Source organism: Anatilimnocola aggregata (genome assembly GCF_007747655.1).
Lineage (GTDB): Bacteria > Planctomycetota > Planctomycetia > Pirellulales > Pirellulaceae > Anatilimnocola > Anatilimnocola aggregata.
Window position 1 is genome coordinate 2,819,624 of the sequence record NZ_CP036274.1, and the last position, 21,363, is coordinate 2,840,986.

Sequence of the window (21,363 nt, forward strand, 5' to 3'; positions counted from 1 at the left end):
TCAGCCATGTTTTCTTTTCTCCAGCAAGAAGCCAAGACTCGCCCGGCAGCCAAAAAACAAGCCAAGCATGCGCTCTTCTTCGAGCGACTCGAAGCCCGCGAAGTGATGAGCGGCTTCTCGGTGTTGAACCTGAACGATAGTGGTGCCGGCTCCTTGCGTCAGGCCCTGCTGAGCGCGAACAGTTCCCCCGGAGCTGACGTCATCAGCTTTAACGTGGCAGGGACGATTCAATTGTCGTCTGCCTTGCCAATTGTTACTGGCGAAGTTGATATCGACGGTACCACGGCACCAGGCTTTGCCGGCACTCCCGTTGTGGAAGTGGACTATCGCAAGACCATTGGCCTCCGTTTCTTTGCTGGCTCCGATGGCTCGGCGGTTCGCTCGCTGGGCCTGGTTAATTCCAACAGCAACGGCATCTCGCTCAAAGGCGTCAGCGATGTCGAAATCGTTGGCAACTACATCGGCCTCGATTTGGACGGCGTGACGGTCGAAGCCAACTTCGGCCAAGGCATCGATGTGACCACTGCTTCGGGCAATACCATTGGTGGCGATACTCCCCTCGAGCGGAACGTCATCTCTGCCAACCGTGGCAACGGCATCCGGATTGCAAGCTCTTCGAGCAATCAAGTCCTGGGGAACTACATCGGTACCGACGCGACTGGCAACCTCGACCGGGGCAATACATTCAATGGCGTTTGGGTCACGCTTGGCGGCACCGCCAACAACGTGGCCGGGAACGTGATCTCGGGCAACAACGTCAACGGTGTTCTGCTCAGCAACAAAACCAAGCTCAACACGGTGAGTGACAACTACTTGGGCCTCAACGCAGCGGGGACTGCCGCGGTCGGTAATACCAAGGATGGCCTGAGAATTGAGAGCTCCAGCGAAAATCTGATCGGCCATTCCGATCCGATTTCGAGCATCGACTACTTTGATTCGGAAGATGTCGCAGTCTCCGTCGATGCCTGGCAAGGCATTCGCGCTGCAGACACTGCCGACGAATATCTGCTGGTCGGCACTTCGGGCAGCGATGGCTTGCTGTTCGAAGGGAGCATCGAGGGAGTCGGAACGGACTATCTCGTCAACTATCCGGGCGCGTTCAACACCAGCGTCTATGGTCCCGACAATTTGGACGGTGACAACCTCCGCCTTGTCGGTAGCTACAAGGATCCCGATTACGACATGGGCGCAGCCACTGTCGTGCATGCGTTTCTCTACGAGGGAACAACCGACGACCTGGACGAAGCCGGCAACTACCGAAACATTGATTACCCCGGCGCGGTCTATAACTTTGCCCACAGCACCATGGGCGGCCTGGTGGTCGGCAACTACGACAGTCCAGAAGATCACGGCGAAGCTGGCCTCCCCTTAGGCCCCGGCCATGCTTACATCTATGACATCGCTACGGACGCCTTCATTACAGACATCGTCTACCCGGGTTCGCTGAGCAACACGGCCTACGGCATTTGGCACAACGGCGAAGGGAAGTACACGATCGTTGGTGGTTATAGCCTCACTGCGGTGAACAACCTGGAAGACCAGGACCAACCGATCGGCCGCGCCTACATGGTCGACTACGATGCCGTGAGCGGCGAATTTTCGAACTGGGCTTCGTTCAGCTCTCCTGAGGGAACGAACTACATCACTCACTTCGAAGGGATCAGCAGCGTCGAAAAAGGGATCTACACGCTGAATGCCGATTCGGTTCAATCCGGAACGAGCGATCCGACTCAGGGTTCTTTTGTCACGGTTCATCGTCAGGATGATGGCACGTTCGGTCCTGCAGCCTGGGTCGAACTCAACTATCCCGAAGTCGATCCGACCACCAATGTGACCAGTTCCAACTCGGTCTATGGCAACCAGGTTGTCGGGTTGGTCGTTGGCGATGAGGGGCCCATCTCGTACCAGGCGACGATCAACACTTCCTTCCAACTGTCGAATGTCATCAGCGGCAATGGCGACAATGGCATCGGTCTGTATGGTGCGCTCGACAATCAAATTGCGATGAACTACATCGGTACCGATGTCAGCGGCACGCTCGATCTGGGCAATGCGAAGAATGGCGTTCTGATTACGTCCGCCTCTGCCCGCAACCTGATCGGTGGTGTTGCCACCGGCGGTAACGACCCGACAAACGCCATCTTCGCTCGACCGCCACAAGGGAATCTGATCTCTGGCAACAATGGCAACGGTGTCTTGATCACCGACCGCGCGACGAATAACCAGCTGAGCGGTAACTTCATCGGCACTACGACCTCGGGAATCGCCCCCTTGGGTAATAGCCTTGATGGCGTGGCAATTGTGGGGGCCAATGGCAACTCGCTGATCGGTTGCACGCTGCTGGAAGATCCGTTTGTCTTCTACAACGTGGTCAGTGGCAACGGTGGTAATGGCCTGCGAGTCACGAACTCGAACGACACGACGATTCAGGCCAACTTCTTTGGCCTGGGAGCCGACAACGACACGGCGGTGGGCAATGCGCTGAACGGTGTTGTCGTGGAAGGGACTTCCACTCGCACCACCATGGGCGGGCCGATTCCGCTGGGAAATGTCGTCGCTGCCAACGTGCAAAACGGCATCGTCGTGCGCGACAAGGCGAGCTTCTTTGTCACCTACAACACCTTCTGCGGCCTGGCTGCGTTCAGTACGAATCCCGACCTGGGGAACGGCCAAGACGGCATGCTCATCACGACTACGGGTGGCAACATCCTCATCCGCACGAATGTGATCACTCGCAATGGCGACGACGGCATCGAGATCTCCGGAGCAGCGACCGACGTGCGCGTTGCCGGCAATATCATCGGGATGGACACCAACGGGCAGCTGCCGATGGGCAACGAGGGTAACGGCGTCGAAGTGGGCGGAACCGCCCATCACCTGGTCATTGGCGGCCCGCAACCGACGTTCAACATCATTCCGCAGAACATCATTTCTGCCAATCACGACAACGGTGTCGCGATTGTCGGCAAGGCGCATCACGTCACCGTATCGAACGGTTACATCGGCACCGATGTCTCTGGCGAGCATGCCTTCGGCAACACCAATGCGGGTGTGCTGCTCGGAACGGGAACTTACTCGAATACGGTCGGCTCGGAAGATCCTGACCTGCTGACGGTCATCAGCGGCAATCATGGCAACGGCATCGAAATGCGCGGCACCAAGAGTAACACCGTGCTAGGGACCATCATCGGCATGGATGCGGACAACACCGATGCCCTGCCGAACAACGCCAACGGCATTCTCATCAATAGCAGTACGGACAACGTCATCGGCCGCATTCCAACGGCCATTTCCAACGTGGCCAGCACTGCCAACATTATCGCGGGCAATGACGATAACGGTGTCTATGTCGAATCGGGTAGCCGTAATTCCATCTTCGGCAACTCGATCCATAGCAACAGCCTGCTCGGCATCGATCTGGCGCTGGGAGCCAATACCAACCAGGCAGCCCCCGTGCTGACCGCTGTACAGACGAAGCCGCTGGGTTTGCAAATCGCGGGCATCATTACCAGCAAGCCCAAGACGACCTTTATCATCGAGTTCTTTGCGAATGACTCGAACTCACCCTCGGGTCAGATCTCGCTCGGTACCAAGGCTGTGAAAACGAACGCAGCCGGAGTGGCAACTTACTCCTACTTCGGACCACTCCCGCCAGCTGGCGCGACGTTCTTCACAGCCACCGCGACCGACCCGCTCCGGAACACTTCGGAGTTCTCGAGCGCGATCACCTTCGCACCATAATCGTTTGCTGAAGTCGCCAATAGAACGACGCCGACTCATTGTGGCCTTGGGCAACTCGATTGCCCAAGGCCCTCTTCGTGCGCGAACTCAATCTGCCGTTTCGATGGGTCTGGTCGCGCAGCAATCGGGCTGAAGCACTGAAAAATTCAGCCGGTTCGTTCTCGCAGTTGGATATGCCCTCGATGTAAACTGCAGCTCGCACGAAGCTCTTTCGTGCGACTTCGAGTTCAATTCACTCCCAGCTGAAGCTCCGATGAAAAAAATCCTGCCACTGCTCGTCGCCGTATTGCTCGCCCCACTGACAATGCTGCCAGCCGCCGATTCGACCAGGCCCGTGAAGGTGTTCATTCTCGCCGGGCAGTCCAACATGGAAGGCCATGGCATCATTGCCGCCGACCCCAAGCGCAACGGCGGCCAAGGATCGCTCGAGTTTCTCGTCAAGCAAGCGGCAACTGCCAAGCAGTTTGGTCACCTGGTCGATGGGACCGGGCAATGGCGGAAGCGGGACGACGTGTTTATTTCGTATCTCGATCGCCAAGGTCCGCTCACGGTAGGTTACGGCGCAAAGCAGGAACGCATCGGGCCGGAGTTGGGGTTCGGCTCGGTGATGGGGGACGTCTGCGATGAGCCGGTCCTCTTAATCAAGTGCGCGTGGGGAGGCAAAAGTCTGGCTGTCGATTTTCGCCCGCCGAGCGCCGGCCCGGTGCCGTACTCCCTTGGCCAGAAGCAGGATGCTGCCATCGCTGAAGATCCCGCCATCCTTGGTAAGTACTACCGTGAGACGTTGAGGCTCACCAAAGGAGCGTTGGCGCAAATCAAGGAACTGGTCCCTGGGTCCGACGGTCGCTATGTCATTGCCGGGTTCGGCTGGCACCAAGGCTGGAACGATCGCATCAATGACAAGTTCAATGCCGAATACGAAAGCAACATGGCTCACTTTATCAACGACATGCGAAAAGATCTGGGTGTTCCAGCACTCCCCTTTGTCATTGCCGAGACCGGCATGAGCGGACCCGACGAGAAGCATCCGCGGGCGTTGTCGCTCATGAAGGCGCAAGCGGCGGTCGCCCAGCGGCCAGAGTTTAAGAACACCGTCGCCTTTGTTGGCACGAAGGAGTTTTGGCGTCCGCAGGAGGTTTCGCCAAGTGGCCAGGCTTATCACTGGAACACGAACGCCGAGACCTATTACTTGATTGGCGATGCGATGGGAAAGGCGATGAAGCCACTCGTCGCCAGCAAGTAAGCTTAATCCTGAGAATCGTCGAGCGGTGAACGCCGCTGTTGCCGCTTGCCGGCACTCCCTAGTAATATTACGGGGCAAGTTCATTGCTCAGCGCAGCGACAGTCGGCACGATCCGACCGGAGAAACGACGTGATGGCCCACCCGACAGGCTCCCTTTCCCTGCCCGTATCGCGGCGCACCTTTTTGACTGCCTCTAGTTGCGGTGTCGCAGGCATGACGTTCGGTCGACCGTCGACCGCAGCTCAAACAACGGTTGCGGGACAGGGGGGCCGAGCCAAATCGACGATTTTGTTTTTTCTGAGCGGCGGTGCGTCTCACATCGACATGTGGGACATGAAACCCGACGCGCCGGCCGATTATCGCGGGCCGTTTCAGCCGATTGCGACGTCAGCGCCCGGCATTTCTTTGTGCGAACATCTGCCCCTCTTGTCTAAGCAAGCGCATCATCTGGCCCTGGTGAACAGTGTTGGCGGCACGGTCAACACGAACGACCACCACGCGGGCTACTACTACAATTTGACGGGGCATGTCCCCGATCTTACGTTCCTGTCGCAGGGGAATAATCGTAAGCCCTACTCCGACGATTGGCCCTTCATGGGAACGGTCGTTGCCGCCAAACGCCCGCCACACCCCGATTTGACCAACGCGATTACGCTGCCCGAAGTGCCCGGAGCCCCGACTTATACGCGGCCGGGCCAATTCGCCGCCAAATTGGGATTGGAGCACGACCCGCTCTATGTGCACGGCAATCACGATGAGCCGCTCAAGTTCCAAGCGCCAGCCCTCACGCTGGAAGGGACCATGACGCCCGAGCGGCTAGCGCAACGTCATTCGCTCGTCAGCCATCTGGATTCCCTCCGCAAAGAATTCGATCAGCATGCCAAGGTGCGCACCTGGCATCGTCATCAAGACCGGGCGCTATCGCTGTTGATGTCGGCGAAGACGACGGAGGCGTTTGACGTCTCGCGCGAACCGCAGGCCGTCCGGCAGCGGTACGGCGAAACCGTCAACGGGCTAAGCCTGCTGTTGGCCCGTCGCCTGGTCGAGGCGGGAGTTCCGTTTGTATCGGTGTTTTGGAAGGGGGATCTCAAGAAGGCCAATGCACGCAAGTGTGCTAGTGGCGGCGGTTGGGATACGCATGGCAATAACTTCGCCTGCCTCAAAGAAGATCTGTTGCCGGAGTTCGATCGGGGCTTCTCGGCATTGGTCGAGGATCTGGCCAACCGCGGCCTGCTCGACGAGACACTCTTGTTGGTCACCAGCGAGATGGGGCGCAAACCGAAAATTGGCGATCCACGCAGCGGCGGCGTCAGCGGTGCCGGTCGCGATCACTGGACGCATTGCTTGACGGATGTGCTGGCCGGCGGCGGAATTCGTGGGGGCCAGACGTACGGATCGAGCGATCGCTTCGCCCAGTATCCGTTTAACAAACCGGTCACTCCCGCCGACATTACCAAGACGGTCTATCACGCGATGGGCATCCACAATTTGGAAGCCTTCGACGATCAGAACCGGCCCTACAATTTGCTGGCCGAAGGGAACGCGCTGAGTGAGTTGTTTTGACCGCTGCCAAAACCAATCCAAGTCGCTACTTTTGCCCAGCAATTCGATAGAGCGCTTTATCAGTGCGCAGATAGATTGAGTTCTCGATGGCGGCCGGAGAGGCCATGATCTGGCCATCGAGTTTACCCGTCCCGACGACGCGAAACTCTTTTCCCGGGGCGAGCACGGTCGTTTCGCCTTCGCGGTTCGAGCAGTAGATGTGACCGGCGGCTAGCAGCGGCGACGATGAATAATTGCCGGGAATGCGCTCGGCCCAATGGACTTTGCCACTGAGGGCATCCAGGCAGGTCGCAATTCCTTTATCGCTCACCAGATAGATCTCGTCGCCAACCAAAAGTGGAGAGGGGACCTGCGGAACTTGCCGACCATAGCGCCACGCGATTTGCGGCTTCTCTTTATCGAGCGTCACAGCCAGGAGTTCCGACTGCATGAAGCTTGTACACAGGAAGGCCATTCCATGACCAACCACGGGACGTGGAGCGAGCGAAAACCCCAGCTTCTCGTAGGGAAGTTTCCACACCTCACGACCAGCTGGGTCATAGGCATAGAGCCAGTCCGAAGCGGGCGAGAGCAACAGCGGCTGGCCCGCAACTTCGGCGACGAGTGGCGTGCCGTAACTCTTCTTTAGCTGCGGGTTCGAGTTCATCGCACCAGTGCGGTCGGTTTTCCACGCGAGCTTGCCGGTTCGCTTGTCGAGCGCTGCGATGTACTGCAGGTCGCTGCCGTCGCAATGAAAAATAAGGAGGTCTCCCCAGATCACGGGCGAACTACCCGGGCCGTTTTCGTGCTGGACCACCAAGTCTCGATTGGTCCACAGCACCTGACGCGAGACAGTATCCAGACAGGCCGTTCCATAAGCACCAAAATGGCAGTAGAGCTTGCCTGCCTCGATCACTGGCGTGGGACTCGCGAAGGAATTGGTGGCATGCGTACCTTGCGGGCTCGGCTCGACTAACAATTCGATATCGTGAAGTAACTTGCCGCTCGAGCGATCAACGCCTAAGGCACGCAAGCTCAGTTTGCCCGATACCAGGAGGGGCTGCGAGTTGGTGGTACCTTTCAGTCGCTCTGCTTTTTCTGCTTCCGAAAGGGGTGAGTCGATAGCGGTCGTTAGCCAGATCTCGTTGCCGGCAATTACGGGACTCGACCAACCCTTGCCTGGTAACGGGCACTTCCAGGCGACGTTCTCTTGTTCGCTCCAACTCGTCGGCAAGTCGCGAGCGGCGGCATGTCCTTGACCTGCAGGCCCGCGAAACTGAGGCCATTCAGGGCTGTCTGCCGCTTGAACGAATGCAGGGATGAGTAGCAGGCAAACCATCGAGCAGGAACTGGTGTGGAGCATAAGGTGCTGTGGGCAGGGGCCTAGGTGACGAAGTTTCGCTGGAGAAAGTCTTAAGCGAGGATATCGCGGACCACGGTGCCGAACACATCGGTCAAGCGATAGTCACGGCCACTATAGCGATACGTGAACTGCTCGTGATTGATTCCCATCAGGTGCAAAATGGTTGCGTGCAGGTCATGGACGTGGGTTCGCCCTTCTGTCGTGTAAGCACCGAACTCGTCGGTGACGCCGTGAATGTGCCCGCCCTTCACACCGCCGCCAGCCAGCCACATCGAGAAGGCCGCTGTGTTGTGATCGCGACCATTCTTTCCTTCTGTGTTCGGAGTGCGGCCAAATTCGCCCCCCCAAATCACCAACGTATCGTCGAGCAGTCCCCGCTGCTTCAGGTCCGCTAGGAGCCCGGCAATGGGTTGATCGACCGAGAGAGAATTCTTCGCATGGCCGGCGAGCAGGTTGCTGTGTTGATCCCAGTCGGTATGGTTCACCACCACGCAGCGCACACCTCGTTCGACCAGGCGGCGAGCCAAGAGACATTTCTGACCGTAGTCGTTGGTCGTGGGCTGATCGAGTCCATACAGTTGCTGCGTGGCTGCCGTCTCGCGGGTGATATCGAAGGCATCGGACGCGACCGTTTGCATGCGAAAGGCCAGTTCGAATGCTTCAATGCGCGCGTTCAGGGCCGAGGTATCCGCGCGACGATCCAAGTGCCGCGCATTCAACTGCTGCATGACATCCAGTTGTGCCCGCTGTTCGGTTTCAGCAATTGGCGACTTCAAGTTTGGAATCGGTTCTTTCAGATTGGGCAATCGTGTCCCTTGGAACTCAGCCGGTAAAAACGCCGAGCTGAAGACTTTCGTCGCGTCGACATTCCCCATCACATTGCCCAGGACCACGAAACCGGGCAAGTTGCGATTTTCAGTTCCCAGGCCGTACGTCAACCACGAGCCCATGCTGGGGCGAAGAAACAGACCGCTGCCGGTCATCATCTCCAGCGTCCCTTGAGCGTGGAAGAAACTATCGCAGCACATGGAGCGAATCAGGCACAGATCATCGGCGTGTGTCGCGACATGCGGGAACAATTCGCTGACGTCCATGCCGCATTCGCCATGCTTGGCGAACTTCCACGGCGAAGGAAAAGCATTCCCCAGCGGTCGCGGCTTGCCGAGCAATTTGTTCGTGTTTTGGTCGAGCACCGGCAATCGCTTCCCTTCCCAGCGCGCCAGTTCTGGCTTGGGATCGAAGGTGTCGATCTGCGAAGGGCCACCGTTCATAAACAGAAAGATGACGCGCTTGGCCCGGGGCTCATGGTGCGGCAGGCTCCGCTTCGCAGGCGATGAGTCGGCCGCAGCTGATTCGCCCAGCATCGTTGCCAGGCCCACCGAGCCGAAACCGCCGGCCAGGCAACCGAGCATTCGCCGCCGATCGATCGCTGGGAATTCTGTCTTGCCTGCTTGGTTGGTCGTCATTTCGCTCACAACACTTTCTTTCTACCGGATCAAATCGAGACCAATTCACGCGTGGGCATCAATCGAGATAGCTGAACTCATTCGTTCCCAGCAGGGCTTGAATGAACCGTTCCCACGAGTGGTCCGCCACATAGCCCTGGGCAGTTTTCACTTCCTCAGGGTCTGGCGGACGCCCAAGAGTCAGGAGCCAGAGTCGCTCCAAGCGCTGGTCGTCTGTGCTCAGTGACGAGTCCTTCGTCAACTGTTCCGCCAGTCGTTTGGAGGCATCGATCACCAGCGGGCTGTTCAGCAGAAACAAGGCCTGCGGTGCGGTCGTCGTCTCTGCGCGGGCGGGAACGATCGCCTTCGAATCGGGGCCATCAAAAATCGCGGCGGTCACATCGGTCTTGCGGCGATCGAGCGCTTCGTACATGGTCCGGCGGGGCATTTCGCTACTCGTCGCGATTGGCTTCGCCTCCGCATCTTCAGCCACTTGTTTGCCCAGTCGCAGGAGCGAATCACGCAGTTCTTCATACGTCAGTCGCCGCCGGTTCATGTGCGCGAGCGCCAGATTATCGGGATCGAGGCGGGCAGCTTCTGGTGAAACGAAACTTGTCTGTTGAAAAGTGGCGGAGAGGGCGATGTCGCGCACCAAATGCTTGACCGACCAACCCGAGGCGACAAATCGCTGCGCCAGATGATCGAGCAGTTCGGGATGCGTCGGTCGCTCGCCGAGTCGGCCGAAGTTGTCGGCAGTCCGGACCAGTCCCTTATTAAACATCTGCTGCCAGACGCGATTCACCATCACGCGTGCCGTTAACGGGTTGTCGGCCGAGGCGATCCACTCGGCCAATTCGCGACGACCACTTTGCTTGGTTTGTGTACCCAGCGAGGCCTGCTTCTCGCCAGCCAGAATTGCCGGGAAACGGCGCGGAACAACTTCCCCTTCGCGCTGATATTCACCACGCAGATAGATGGGAGCATCGCCGATCTTTTCGCGATTGCTGCCCGGCACGCCACCTTCGGCAATGGCCACGACTGCCGGTGCTGTAACTTTCTGCTTGCGCAGTTCGGCAATTTCCGTTCGCAGGGCAGCGATCTCCTGCAACTCGGGCGGGTTCTGATCCCAGCCGTTCGACTGCTGATCCTTCAGTAGTTTTTCGCGTTCCGTTTTCAGCTTGGCAATTTGATCGGTCAGGCTCTTTTTGCTGGCCGCGGTTTTCGCTCCCTTAAGTTGGGTTTCGAGGTCGGCCAATTGCGTGGTGACGGCGGCCAGCCGCGCGGCCTGCGGAACCTTCTTGGCGATGGTCGCAATTTGCTTTTCGGTCTCAGCCACAACAGCGTCGAGTTGGCGGTTCTTGGCTACTTGCTCTGCATTGAGAAGCGGCACCTCGATCAATTCGGTTGCCAGGCGGGCATCGGCAATCAGCTTGCCGGTGGCAATGTGGCTGCTGAAGAAAATGCCCGCCATTGCGTAGTAGTCGTGGGCTGAAATGGGATCGAACTTGTGATCGTGACAACGAGCGCAGGCCACCGTCAGGCCGAGCAATTGCCGACCGACCAGATCGATCTGACTATCGACGATCTCGGCCACGGCCAGATCGCGGCCGACCTGTTCCCACACGGCCAGGCTCATCATGCCGGTGGCCGTAATGCCATCGAACGAGGCACCACTGGAATGGACCCGTTCGGCGGGGATGGACTCATCGGCAGGGATGAGATCGCCAGCAATTTGCAGTTTGACAAACTGGTCGTAAGGGAGATCGCTATTGAACGCGCGAACTACCCAGCGGCGATATTCGCCCGACTTGTCGATATTGTCGGCATAGCGCACGCCATCGAGCCAGCGACGCCCCCATTGCACGCCGAACTCAGGCGAGTCGAGCAGTCGGTTCACGACGCGCTCGAAGGCGTCGCTGCTTTCATCGGCAACGAAGGCCGCGATTTCTTCCGGAGTCGGCGGCAGTCCCGTCAGAGCGAAAGTTGTGCGCCGCAAGAGTTCGTATCGATTGGCGGGCTCACCGGGACGATTGCCGACTTGCTCGAGTTTGGCCAGCACGTAACGGTCCAGGTCGTCTTTCGCCCAAGCCGAATCCTTGACTGCCGGCGGTGGCGCACTGCTCACTGGTTGAAACGACCAATGCTGCCGATCTTCCGCAGAGATTTGAAAGGCAGCGCGGCGGGGCGTCGGTGCAGCAGTCGAATCGCGCGGGTCAGGCGCACCCAGTTCTACCCATTTGACGAAGTCGGCAATCACGCTCGGTGGCAAGCGACCTTTCGGCGGCATCTCGTACGACTCGAACTTCAAAGCGCCGATGAGCAAACTTTTGGCGGCGTTGCCGGGAACGATTGCCGCACCACTCTCGCCCCCCGTCAGCAGACCTTGCTTAGTATCGAGCGATAGACCCGCCTGAAGCTTGCCTTTGGCGGCAGCTGCGGCCGAATGACATTCGTAGCAGTGTTGCACCAGGACCGGCCGGATGGACTTCTCGAATAGGGCCAGGCCGGCATCGGGCGCTTCAGCTGCTGCACTGCTTGAGACGAGCGCAGTAAGTGCGCCGATAAAGGTCAGCAAGCGAATGGGTTGGCCGCAGATATTCATCACAACTCGTTTCGGGTGGCAAAAAACTCAACGGCAGCGGAATCTACCGCACTGTAAGTTTAATCCGGACCAGGCAGGAAATGGTCGGTACACTGGTGGGGGAATGGATTTAGGTACCCTTCAGGTTATCGGCTCGGCCGCGAGGATTCAAGGAACGAAAGCACCGTCAAGCGCACTGTCATCTGAGCGTTTTGCCCTGATTGAGCTAAAGTGGGCGAATCCTCCCCTCCCTAACCAACGAGAATCGCCATGACAATTCGTTTTGCGGCAAGTTGGATCGTCGTTTTGCTGGTCGCGGGTGTCGTCCGTCCGGCGAGCGTGATGGCCGAAACGTACGAACTCGATCGCGGTTATTCGGCCACCCTGCCGACCGGCTTAAAGCTGGGAGCAGTGCCTGGAATTGCTTTCGATTCCAAAGGTGGCCTTGTCGTTTCTCACCGCGGTCCGCGCCCGATTTTGGTTTACGATGCCGACGGCAAGTTGCTCCAAATGTTCGGCGACGATGAACTGACGGCCGTGCACGGCACGCGGGTCGATGCCGACGACAACATCTGGGTCACCGATTACAAAAATCACACGGCCATCAAATTTTCCCCAGCGGGCAAGGTATTACTGCTGCTGGGCAAGCGCGATGTGGCGGGCAAAGACGAGACGACCTTCAACCGGCCGACTGACGTTGCCGTCGCGGCCAACGGAGATCTGTTTGTCTCCGATGGTTACGGCAACAGTCGAATCGTGAAGTTCACCAAGGAAGGTAAATTCATCAAGGCCTGGGGCGTGAAGGGAAAAGGCGAGGGGCAATTGAACTTGCCCCACTGCGTGCAGTTCGATGCCCAGGGACTGCTGCACGTTGCCGACCGCGAGAACAACCGCGTCCAAGTGTTTGATCAGGAAGGGGCGTTCGTGCGCAGCTACGGCGGCTTCGCTCCGTTCGGACTGTTTATTGGTCCCGACCAAACACTGTTTGTCGCCGATGGTCGAGCCAACAAGTGCCTGCACGTGAGCCTTACGGGCAAGCTCCTTTCCGAATGGGGAACCAAAGGGACGGAGCCGGGGCAGTTTCTGATGCCGCACGCGATTGCCATAGATCGGGCCGGAAAGGTCTACGTCGGCGATATCGATGGCCATCGACTGCAACGCTTTATTCGCCGCGAGTAATCAGCCGTTTAAGACTTTACTGGTTCCAGGGCATAGATCGCCGCTTGCCAGGGACGCATGTCGAGATACAGTCCGCTGTGGACCAAGTCATCGCCATTCCAATGATAAAGGTCCTCGCTCAAGCAATCGCGTAGCTGCCAGCCCTGACCGGCAAGATCACCAAATGGCAAGTGCGCGAGGCACTGGCTTTGCTGATCGGAGTAGTTAACAGCCACCACGCGCCGCTCGCCGCTGCTGTGCTGCCAGGCAAAGACCACGAAGTTGTCTTGTGTCTCGTTTTGCTCCCAAGCGGAGTCGCATTCGACCAACTGCCAGTCTCCATTCCGCACAGAATCGTCATGCAAAGCGGCCAGCAGGCGGTCGTAAAAGGCGGCTAGTTGCTCGTTCTTTGGTTCCTCCGGCGCGCGCCCCAGATGTGGCGAAATTCGCTTCAAGCGACCCTCGAACTGTCCCTGATGGAAGAACCGCAGGCCGGGCGATAAATAGGTGATTACCGCTGCTGCTTCGTGAACGCCAGGGGGGAATGTCGCTGCCGCCCGCGGTTCGTCGTGGTTCTCCAAGAACCGGGCAAGCTTATTTTGATAATCGAGGCCTGCCCAAAAATGCTCGCGGACGGGGCGAGCGTGCCGGTCGCGCAAGCGATCGTAGAGTCGCTTGTCGTACGTGTAGTCAAAGCCCTGCTGTTGCAATTCCCATTCGCGGTCCCAATAAACTTCGGCCATGAAGCAGAATCCCGGCACCAATTCGCGGACCTGCGGAATCGCCTGGGGCCAGAACGGCTGCATCGGCAATCCCCAGGTTTTTTCGAAGATGTCTGGCAGCACGAGCATGGCCATATCGCAGCGCAGGCCATCGCATTGCCGGCCAATCTTGCGCAGTTCTCCGATCAGCGCCGCCTGCGTGGCGGGGTTGCCATAGTTGAGCTGCAGCGTGTCTGGCCAACCCGAGAAGTAGGGATCGCGACCATACGCGAGCACGAGGTCGCCAGCTTGTCTTTTGACCCGGACATAATTCTGCGGCTCTCGGGCCAGATCCTGCTCGGTCCCGGGCACGTAGTACTCCGGATGGTCCGCGACCCAATGATGATCGAGCCCCGTGTGATTGGGTACGAAGTCGAGCATCAACTTCAGCCCGCGCTGCTTCATGCGAGCGCGCAAACGCGCCAGAGCCACATCACCACCGAGATTCGCATGCACATCGTAAGCAGTGATGGCGAACCCGGAACCGGGGATGTCCTCGTCGCGCAGGTCAGGCAACGTTTCGTGGAACTCCTTGAGCCACTCCGGATTGGTGCGCGAAATCCGCTCCCCCTCGGCACCCGTTTGCCACACGCTGAGGAGCCAGATCCAATCGAAGCCAGCAGCAGCCCACCGATCGAGCGCTGCGTCTGGAATGTCGTCGAGCGTTGCTGGCCGCTTCAGTTGGTGGGCAAGTTCGGTAAGCCAGACCCGAGTGTTGACTTGATAAAGGAGAGGATAACGCGACATGAAACTTTACTTCTGGGGAGAGGTGAGTTCAGGCTTCATACGACTCGGAGCGAATCAAGCGTTGATCGCCAAGCCATTACGGCGTGCCAGCCAGTGACTCGGTTGCCGGCCGCGGTTTTGTGTCCGCATTAAAATAGGCCTGCTTGCTTTCGGCGAGCGCCTTGGCGGGCGTCAGCGTGGCAAACAAATGCATGATGCGGGCGATGATTCCCGTCCAACCCGTTTGATGGTTCGCGCCCAGTCCGGCGCCATTATCGCCATGAAAGTATTCGTAAAACTGCAGATAGTCGCGCCAATGCGGATCGTTCTGAAACTTCTCCGCGCCGCCAAACACAGCGCGCTGGCCGGCTTCATTCTGCAGAAAGATGTTCCCGAGTCGGCGGCCGATTTCTTCCGCGACCTGGTACAGATTCATCATTTGCCCGGAACCCGTCGGGCATTCGACTTGAAGATTGTCGCCATAGAACGTGTAGTATTGCAGCAGCGCGCGAATCACGAGCGCGTTTACCGGCATCCAGATGGGCCCGCGCCAATTGGAGTTGCCACCGAACATGCCGGAGTCGGATTCGGCGGGGAGGTAACCCACGCCATACATCTGCCCACCCGTCTCGAACATGTAGGGATGGTCCGCGTGAAACTTCGACAGTGAACGCAAACCAAACTCGCTAAGAAACTCGTTTTCATCGAGCATTTTGGCTAACACTCGGCGCAGACGGGTTTCATCCAGAATCGAAGCAAGGTGTCGCCCATTGACTCCTGCCTGCATTGGATCATGAATGGCGGCGCGGATTTCCGGACGCTGTTCTAAGAACCGCAACAATCGCTTGCCGAGTGCGGGCTGCTTACGGAGCAGTACGCCATCGAACGCTGTCGCAGCGCACAGCGGCAGCAGACCGACCATCGAGCGGACTTTCAGGCGCTGCGATTCGCCATTGGGGAGCCGCAGCACGTCGTAATAGAAGCCATCTTCTTCGTCCCACATGCCGCAGTTCTCGCCAACGTGCCCCATTGATGAGGCAATCCACAGGAAGTGTTCGGTGAACTTGAGCACCATATCTTCGTAATCGGGATCGGTCATTGCCAATTCACCGGCAATGTCGAGCATGTTCTGGCAAAAGAGAGCCATCCAGGCTGTACCATCGGCCTGCTCCAGGTATCCGCCGGTGGGCAGCGGCGCGCTGCGGTCAAACACACCAATGTTATCGAGCCCGAGGAAGCCACCTTCGAACACATTGCGGCCCGAGCGGTCCTTGCGGTTCACCCACCAAGTGAAATTCAACAGCAGCTTTTGGAAGCAACTCTTCAGCCAATCTTTGTCTCCTGCGCCTTGCTGTCCCTTGTCCAGACGATAAGTAAAGATCGTGGCCCAGGCATGAACCGGAGGATTCACGTCGCCGAAGTTCCATTCATAGGCGGGAATCTGCCCGTTCGGGTGCATGTACCGTTCGCGGAGCATCAACTTGAGCTGCTGCTTGCCGAAGTCGGCATCTACGAGGGTGAGCGCGATCACATGAAAGGCGAGATCCCAAGCGGCGTACCACGGATACTCCCACTTGTCCGGCATCGAGATGATGTCGCCGTTGAACATGTGATGCCACTGGTCGTTGCGCGGTGCCAGTTTGCGGGAAGGCTTAAACGGATCGGAACCACGCTCTTCCAGCCAGCGGTCCACATCGTAGTGATAGAACTGTTTGCTCCAGAGCATGCCGGCAAGTGCTTGCCGCATGACGTTGGCTTCATCGGCCGACAGTTTGGGGGGCGTGATGGCCTGGTAGAACTCGTCGCATTCCCGCCGCTTGCCATCCATCGCAGCAGCGAACGGAGCACCAAACGACAAACTCGACTTACCGTTTCCGCCAGTCGTGGGCGGAGCGTCGGTCAGGCGCAGTTGCAGAACTTGCTTGCCACCAGCTGGTATTTGCAGACGATAGTGCGGCGCGACCTTAGTGCCCGTTTGGGCTGGATTGACCGCGCCGGTCTGGCCTTGGACGACGAAGTTGTTAATGCCGTCCTTTACATAAGGCGTAGGATTGGCAACACCAAAGATGCGCTGTGTGTTCGTTTCATTCTCGGTGAAGAGGAGCGGAGCAGCTCCGGCGCAATAGAGATATCGCTCGCCCAGTTCTTCATCGACCCCCTTCACAATGCTGCCTTCCTGCGTGGCAGCGATTTGCTGCAGCGAGGGTCGCGCAGCTTGATTGTGCCACGACCATTGATTGCGAAACCAGAGTGTTGGCAGCACGTGAATCTCGGCTGTGTCTGGCCCGCGGTTCTCGACCGTGATCTGAACGAGAATTTCTTCGGGCGTTGTTTTGGCATACTCGACGAAGACATCGAAGTAGCGATTCTCGTTGAACGCGCCCGTATCAAGCAGTTCGTATTCGAATTCGGCCCGGCCTCGCTGGCGGCTGGTTTGTACGAGGTCGGCATAGGGAAACGCGACTTGCGGATACTTGTACAAGTACTTCATGTACGAGTGTGTCGGCGTGGAGTCGAGATAGAAGTAGTACTCTTTGACGTCTTCGCCGTGATTGCCTTCGCTGTTGGTCAAGCCAAACAGCCGTTCTTTGAGAATGGAGTCTTGGCCATTCCAAAGGGCGACCGCAAAGCAAAGCCGCTGTTGATCGTCGGCGATGCCCGCGATGCCATCTTCGCCCCAACGATAGGCGCGCGAGCGGGCCTGATCGTGGGTGAAATAGTTCCACGCGTCGCCCCCTTCGCTGTAATCTTCACGAACCGTCCCCCATTGCCGCTCGCTCAGATACGGCCCCCATTTCTTCCAGGGTGTTTCCTGATTGCGAGCAGCGGACAAGCGGTCGTGTTCGGCGGTCATGGCAGGGACCTCAGCAGGTGTTTAGAACGGCAGTCGTAGTAGGTATCGATAGTGGCCCGGAATCGGCTCGAGCGAATTCTCGGGGAGTGGTTCGAACGGGCGGCGATTCTCCCAGGCAATGTTCTCGCTCGGCAAACTCCAAAAGTTTCCGGCGCGGTCGCGAACGACCCATTGTTGCGTCGTACGATCCACATACAACGCAACGACAAACTCAGCGGTCTCAACCATCGTGCGCTCCTTCAATAGCTAAAGTCATCCTGCCAGCCAGCACAGCCGCCACTGTGCTAGAAATGCTCCTTAATGAACTTGAACGGATAATCAGGCTCCTGGTAGTTGCCTGGCTTCTGTCGCTTCGGAAGTTCAATCTTGGATCGCGGCAACTCTTTGTACGGAATCTGGCTGAGCAAATGCGCGATGATGTTGAGCCGCGCTCGTTTCTTATCGTCGGAATGGACGCAATGCCAGGGAGCAAATTCGGTATCGGTTGCCTCGAACATTTCGTCGCGGGCGCGCGAGTAGTCGTACCATCGGCTGTACGACTTAAGATCCATCGGCGTGAGTTTCCACGTCTTGCGACCGTCGTTGATTCGCCCCTCCAAACGTCGCGTCTGCTCCTCGGGGCTGACTTCGAGCCAGTACTTAATCAACGTGATGCCTGACTCGACCATGGCCTTTTCGAAATGTGGCGCCACTTCCAGAAATCGCTGGGCTTGCTCCGGCGAACAAAACTCCATCACGCGCTCGACGCCGGCGCGGTTGTACCAGCTGCGGTCGAAGATCACGACTTCGCCAGCGGCGGGAAAGTGCGGCGCGTAGCGCTGGACATACATCTGAGACTTCTCGCGATCGGTCGGTGCCGGGAGCGCCACGACGCGAAACACGCGCGGGCTGACGCGCTCGGTGATGGCTTTGATCGTGCCACCCTTGCCAGCGCCGTCTCGTCCCTCGAAGACGATACAAATCTTCAGCCCTTTGTGCTTCACCCACTCTTGCAACTTCACCAGTTCCACGTGCAACCTTTTGAGTTCGCGGTCGTACTCCTTGCGCGAAAGTGCCTCCACAGGTGGTTCGTTCTGCTTGCGCTTTTTATCGCGGCTCATGATTGCAGGCCCTTCGTGTCACGTCATTGGCGCTGAAGAGAGGAGTAAGCGAGATTCCCGCCATTTGCATATGCTATACCGCGGTCTGTCACTATCAACAGCGACCAGCTACTCTGCATAACGAACGAGATTTCGTCACTTTAATCGCTACGGCACGCGCATGCGAACTGGCCTGATAAATTCCAGCGGAGGCGAGTCGATTGATGAGTTGCTGGTCGCTGTGCAGGGCAATTTGTGTGGGTAGCAGCGTGCGGCCCCGCACACTTGGCGCGCGGCCGCCCCCATTTGCAATCGCAATTGGGAACACGAAGGTTCCTCTAGCCGAAGCTGAACGTTTTGGCTGATGCGGCTCCAGCAGCTTACGCCCATGTAACACACAGGTTGTGACGAATTTGCGACTGATGATTCCATTGGCGCGTTGATTGCCATATAAAACCGAAACAACTCTTCTGATCCGTTCGTAGCCAGTTTTATTACTTCTCTAAGGAACGACCCATGAAAGAACAATTTAAGTGGCTGGCGATACTCGCCAGCGTGTTGGTGAGCGCGAGTGCTTGGGCTGCCGAACCCTCGGCCGACGAAACAAAAATTCGCCAGGCGGTAACCAGCTATGTAAACGCGTTCAATCAGGGGAACGCGAAAGCACTGGCCGCGCTATGGTCGCCGGAGGCTGTCTACACCAATCCGGATAGCGGCGAGCAAGTGGTCGGACGGGCCGCGATTGAAACGCAATTCGCCTCGATCTTCGCGGCAGCGAAAGGAGCGAAGCTGGAAGCCACTACCGAGAGCATTCAATTCGTTTCGCCAAATGTGGCGATCGAACAAGGGACGGCGAAAGTCCTGTCGGCAAAGGGGGATCCAGAAGAGTCTGGTTACTCTGCCGTGTATGTGAAACGCGATGGCGAGTGGCTGCTTGATCGCGTTACCGAAGAATCGCCGCCGGTGGTGCAGTCGAACTACGAACATCTCAAGTCGCTCGAGTGGATGGTTGGCACCTGGGTCGACCAGGACGAACAGAGCACGATCGAAACGACCTGCCATTGGGCCAAGAACCAGAACTTTCTGGTCCGCTCATTCACAATCTCTGCCCGCGATCGCATCAAACTCTCGGGCATGCAAATCATCGGTTGGGATCCAGCCGCCAAGAAGATTCGCTCGTGGGTCTTCGATTCGAACGGCGGCTTCGGCGAAGGTAGTTGGAGCAAGAAGGGTAACGCCTGGCACGTGCAAACGTCGGGCACTGCTGCGGATGGACGAAAAGTGTCGTCGGTCAACATCATCACCTACGTAAGCAACGATCAGTTCACGTGGCAGATCGTTAACGGCCAAATCGGCGACGAATTGCTGCCGAACATCGACGAAGTGCTCGTCGTGCGGCAAAAGACCGAGTGAACGAGTCGAGTCTGATGCGATTCCTATGAAAACCAACTTATTTTGCAGAGGTGCCTCGATGAACCGACTTTTTGTATTTGCCTTGGCGATCGGTGCCGTGACGTTCACCACCCAATCCGACTTATTAGCCCGTGGTGGTGGCGGAGGAGGTGGACGCGGTGGCGGCGGCTTTAGTGGCGGTGGCGGAGCACGGATGGGCGGCGGCGGGGGAGGAATGGCTCGTTCTCCAGCAGTCAGCAGACCTGCTCCCCGGCCAGCGCCACGACCTGCGACTCCCAACATTTCTCGTCCGGCCACGCGACCGGCCACGAATCCTCCCAGAGTTGCTACCGGCACACGGCCAGGCACAGGTGTTGGCACGGCACCGCGTCCAGGTACGGGAGTGGGTTCTGTTCCACGACCGGGAACCGGCGGCGTGGGTACGGTTCCGCGACCTGGGACCGGTGTGGCGACCCGACCTTCCAATTCTCAGTTACAGAATTTTCTCGACATCAAACCGGGTGCCGGAGCCAGCACATTGCCGGCGAATCGTCCTGGCAACATTGGCGGGGCGGTCGCGGGGGGAGTGGCTGGCGGTGCAGCAGCTGATTTTCTGCGCGACGGTGGCGCTCGGCCAAGCACTCTGCCAGCGACACGACCGGGTGTAGGTGATCGGCCGGGCGTGGGTGAACGGCCAGGAATTGGTGATCGACCCGGAGTCGGCGAGCGACCTGGGATTGCGAATCGACCAAGCCAGCTGCCAAACAACCGCCCCGATCGAATCGACAACCGGCAGGAGCGGCACGACAACCGCATGAATCGCCGCGATGAAGTTCGGGACCAGGTGCGCGACAATCATCCTCGCCTCGACTTCTGGGCCGATCATCCCAACTGGGCCGCATGGCGGATCAATCGCCCCTATCGCTGGGCCACTTGGGCAGCAATCACCGGCTGGGTCGGCTATGGGTGGAGCGATTCGGTGGGCTATGCATATGGCGAGAACGTCTATTACGACGACGGCGAGGTTTACTATGGCGATCAACCCGTGGCCACGGCAGAAGAGTATGCCCAGCAGGCCGAAGACATCGCCGCGAGTGCGCCTGACATTGCACCCGATAAGGCCGAATGGATGCCGCTTGGTGTGTTCGCCCTGACGCCCGATGGTCAGAAGTCCGGCCCCGACCCGACGCTGTTTCTGCAACTGGCCATCAGCAAAGAGGGGGTCATTAGCGGCCTGCTCAACAACACGGCCACGGGCAGTACGCAAGAAGTCGAAGGGATGGCTGATAAGAGCAGTCAGCGTGTCGCCTGGACGGTGAAGGGCAAGAGCCGACCTCTGATGGAAACCGGCATCTCGAACCTCACCGAAGATACCGCCCCCGCGCTGATTCACTTTGCTGATGGTCAAACGCAGCAGTGGCTCATGGTCCGGCTCAACGAACCGGCCATGCAGTAGTTCCCAAGAGTCGATCGTTACA

The 21,363-nt window shown here is 58.2% G+C and carries 13 protein-coding genes; 6 read left to right on the forward strand and 7 right to left on the reverse strand.

Annotated elements, in window-relative coordinates:
- The first annotated feature begins 6 nt into the window (after window positions 1–6).
- The 3 genes from ETAA8_RS10705 (at window position 7) to ETAA8_RS10715 (ending at window position 6,547) form a co-directional block, all read left to right on the forward strand.
- Window positions 7–3,741 (forward strand): beta strand repeat-containing protein, encoded by a 3,735-nt coding sequence (locus ETAA8_RS10705; RefSeq protein ID WP_145088014.1) that lies wholly within the window; start codon window positions 7–9, stop codon window positions 3,739–3,741.
- A 253-nt stretch (window positions 3,742–3,994) separates the two neighbouring features.
- A complete protein-coding gene (locus ETAA8_RS10710) occupies window positions 3,995–4,984 on the forward strand; it encodes a sialate O-acetylesterase (RefSeq protein WP_145088015.1) in 990 nt (329 codons plus the stop codon).
- Window positions 4,985–5,197: 213 nt separating this feature from the next.
- Window positions 5,198–6,547 (forward strand): DUF1501 domain-containing protein, encoded by a 1,350-nt coding sequence (locus ETAA8_RS10715; protein ID WP_202921749.1) that lies wholly within the window; start codon window positions 5,198–5,200, stop codon window positions 6,545–6,547.
- A 25-nt stretch (window positions 6,548–6,572) separates the two neighbouring features.
- On the opposite strand, the gene ETAA8_RS10720 is transcribed toward ETAA8_RS10715, so the two are convergent.
- Genes ETAA8_RS10720 through ETAA8_RS10730 form a run of 3 tightly spaced genes read right to left on the reverse strand, consistent with a single transcriptional unit; the run spans window position 6,573 to window position 11,936 of the window.
- Entirely contained in the window at window positions 6,573–7,889 is a 1,317-nt protein-coding gene (locus ETAA8_RS10720; protein ID WP_145088017.1) for an outer membrane protein assembly factor BamB family protein, read from the reverse strand.
- A gap of 50 nt (window positions 7,890–7,939) precedes the next feature.
- Window positions 7,940–9,355 (reverse strand): DUF1501 domain-containing protein, encoded by a 1,416-nt coding sequence (locus ETAA8_RS10725; protein ID WP_202921750.1) that lies wholly within the window; start codon window positions 9,353–9,355, stop codon window positions 7,940–7,942.
- A gap of 58 nt (window positions 9,356–9,413) precedes the next feature.
- A complete protein-coding gene (locus ETAA8_RS10730; RefSeq protein WP_145088018.1) occupies window positions 9,414–11,936 on the reverse strand; it encodes a PSD1 and planctomycete cytochrome C domain-containing protein in 2,523 nt (840 codons plus the stop codon).
- Between the two features lie 249 nt (window positions 11,937–12,185).
- On the opposite strand from ETAA8_RS10730, the gene ETAA8_RS10735 reads away from it, so the two are divergent.
- Complete coding sequence (locus tag ETAA8_RS10735; protein WP_145088019.1) at window positions 12,186–13,094, forward strand: peptidyl-alpha-hydroxyglycine alpha-amidating lyase family protein; 909 nt, start codon at window positions 12,186–12,188, stop codon at window positions 13,092–13,094.
- Window positions 13,095–13,102: 8 nt separating this feature from the next.
- On the opposite strand, the gene ETAA8_RS10740 is transcribed toward ETAA8_RS10735, so the two are convergent.
- From ETAA8_RS10740 to ppk2, 4 genes are all read right to left on the reverse strand, one after another.
- Window positions 13,103–14,581 carry an alpha-amylase family glycosyl hydrolase gene (locus ETAA8_RS10740; RefSeq protein WP_145088020.1) on the reverse strand — a complete coding sequence of 493 codons (1,479 nt, stop codon included), beginning with the start codon at window positions 14,579–14,581 and terminating at the stop codon, window positions 13,103–13,105.
- Window positions 14,582–14,657: 76 nt separating this feature from the next.
- Window positions 14,658–17,414: an MGH1-like glycoside hydrolase domain-containing protein gene (locus tag ETAA8_RS10745; RefSeq protein WP_145088021.1), complete on the reverse strand. Its 2,757-nt coding sequence runs from the start codon at window positions 17,412–17,414 to the stop codon at window positions 14,658–14,660.
- Between the two features lie 21 nt (window positions 17,415–17,435).
- On the reverse strand, window positions 17,436–17,642 hold the full coding sequence (locus ETAA8_RS10750) for a hypothetical protein (RefSeq protein WP_145088022.1): 207 nt from the start codon (window positions 17,640–17,642) through the stop codon (window positions 17,436–17,438).
- Between the two features lie 56 nt (window positions 17,643–17,698).
- Window positions 17,699–18,514: a polyphosphate kinase 2 gene (gene ppk2, locus ETAA8_RS10755; RefSeq protein ID WP_145088023.1), complete on the reverse strand. Its 816-nt coding sequence runs from the start codon at window positions 18,512–18,514 to the stop codon at window positions 17,699–17,701.
- A 495-nt stretch (window positions 18,515–19,009) separates the two neighbouring features.
- On the opposite strand from ppk2, the gene ETAA8_RS10760 reads away from it, so the two are divergent.
- Window positions 19,010–19,906 (forward strand): SgcJ/EcaC family oxidoreductase, encoded by an 897-nt coding sequence (locus ETAA8_RS10760; RefSeq protein WP_145088024.1) that lies wholly within the window; start codon window positions 19,010–19,012, stop codon window positions 19,904–19,906.
- 58 nt (window positions 19,907–19,964) lie between these two features.
- Complete coding sequence (locus ETAA8_RS10765) at window positions 19,965–21,341, forward strand: hypothetical protein (RefSeq protein WP_145088025.1); 1,377 nt, start codon at window positions 19,965–19,967, stop codon at window positions 21,339–21,341.
- Window positions 21,342–21,363: the final 22 nt, after the last annotated feature.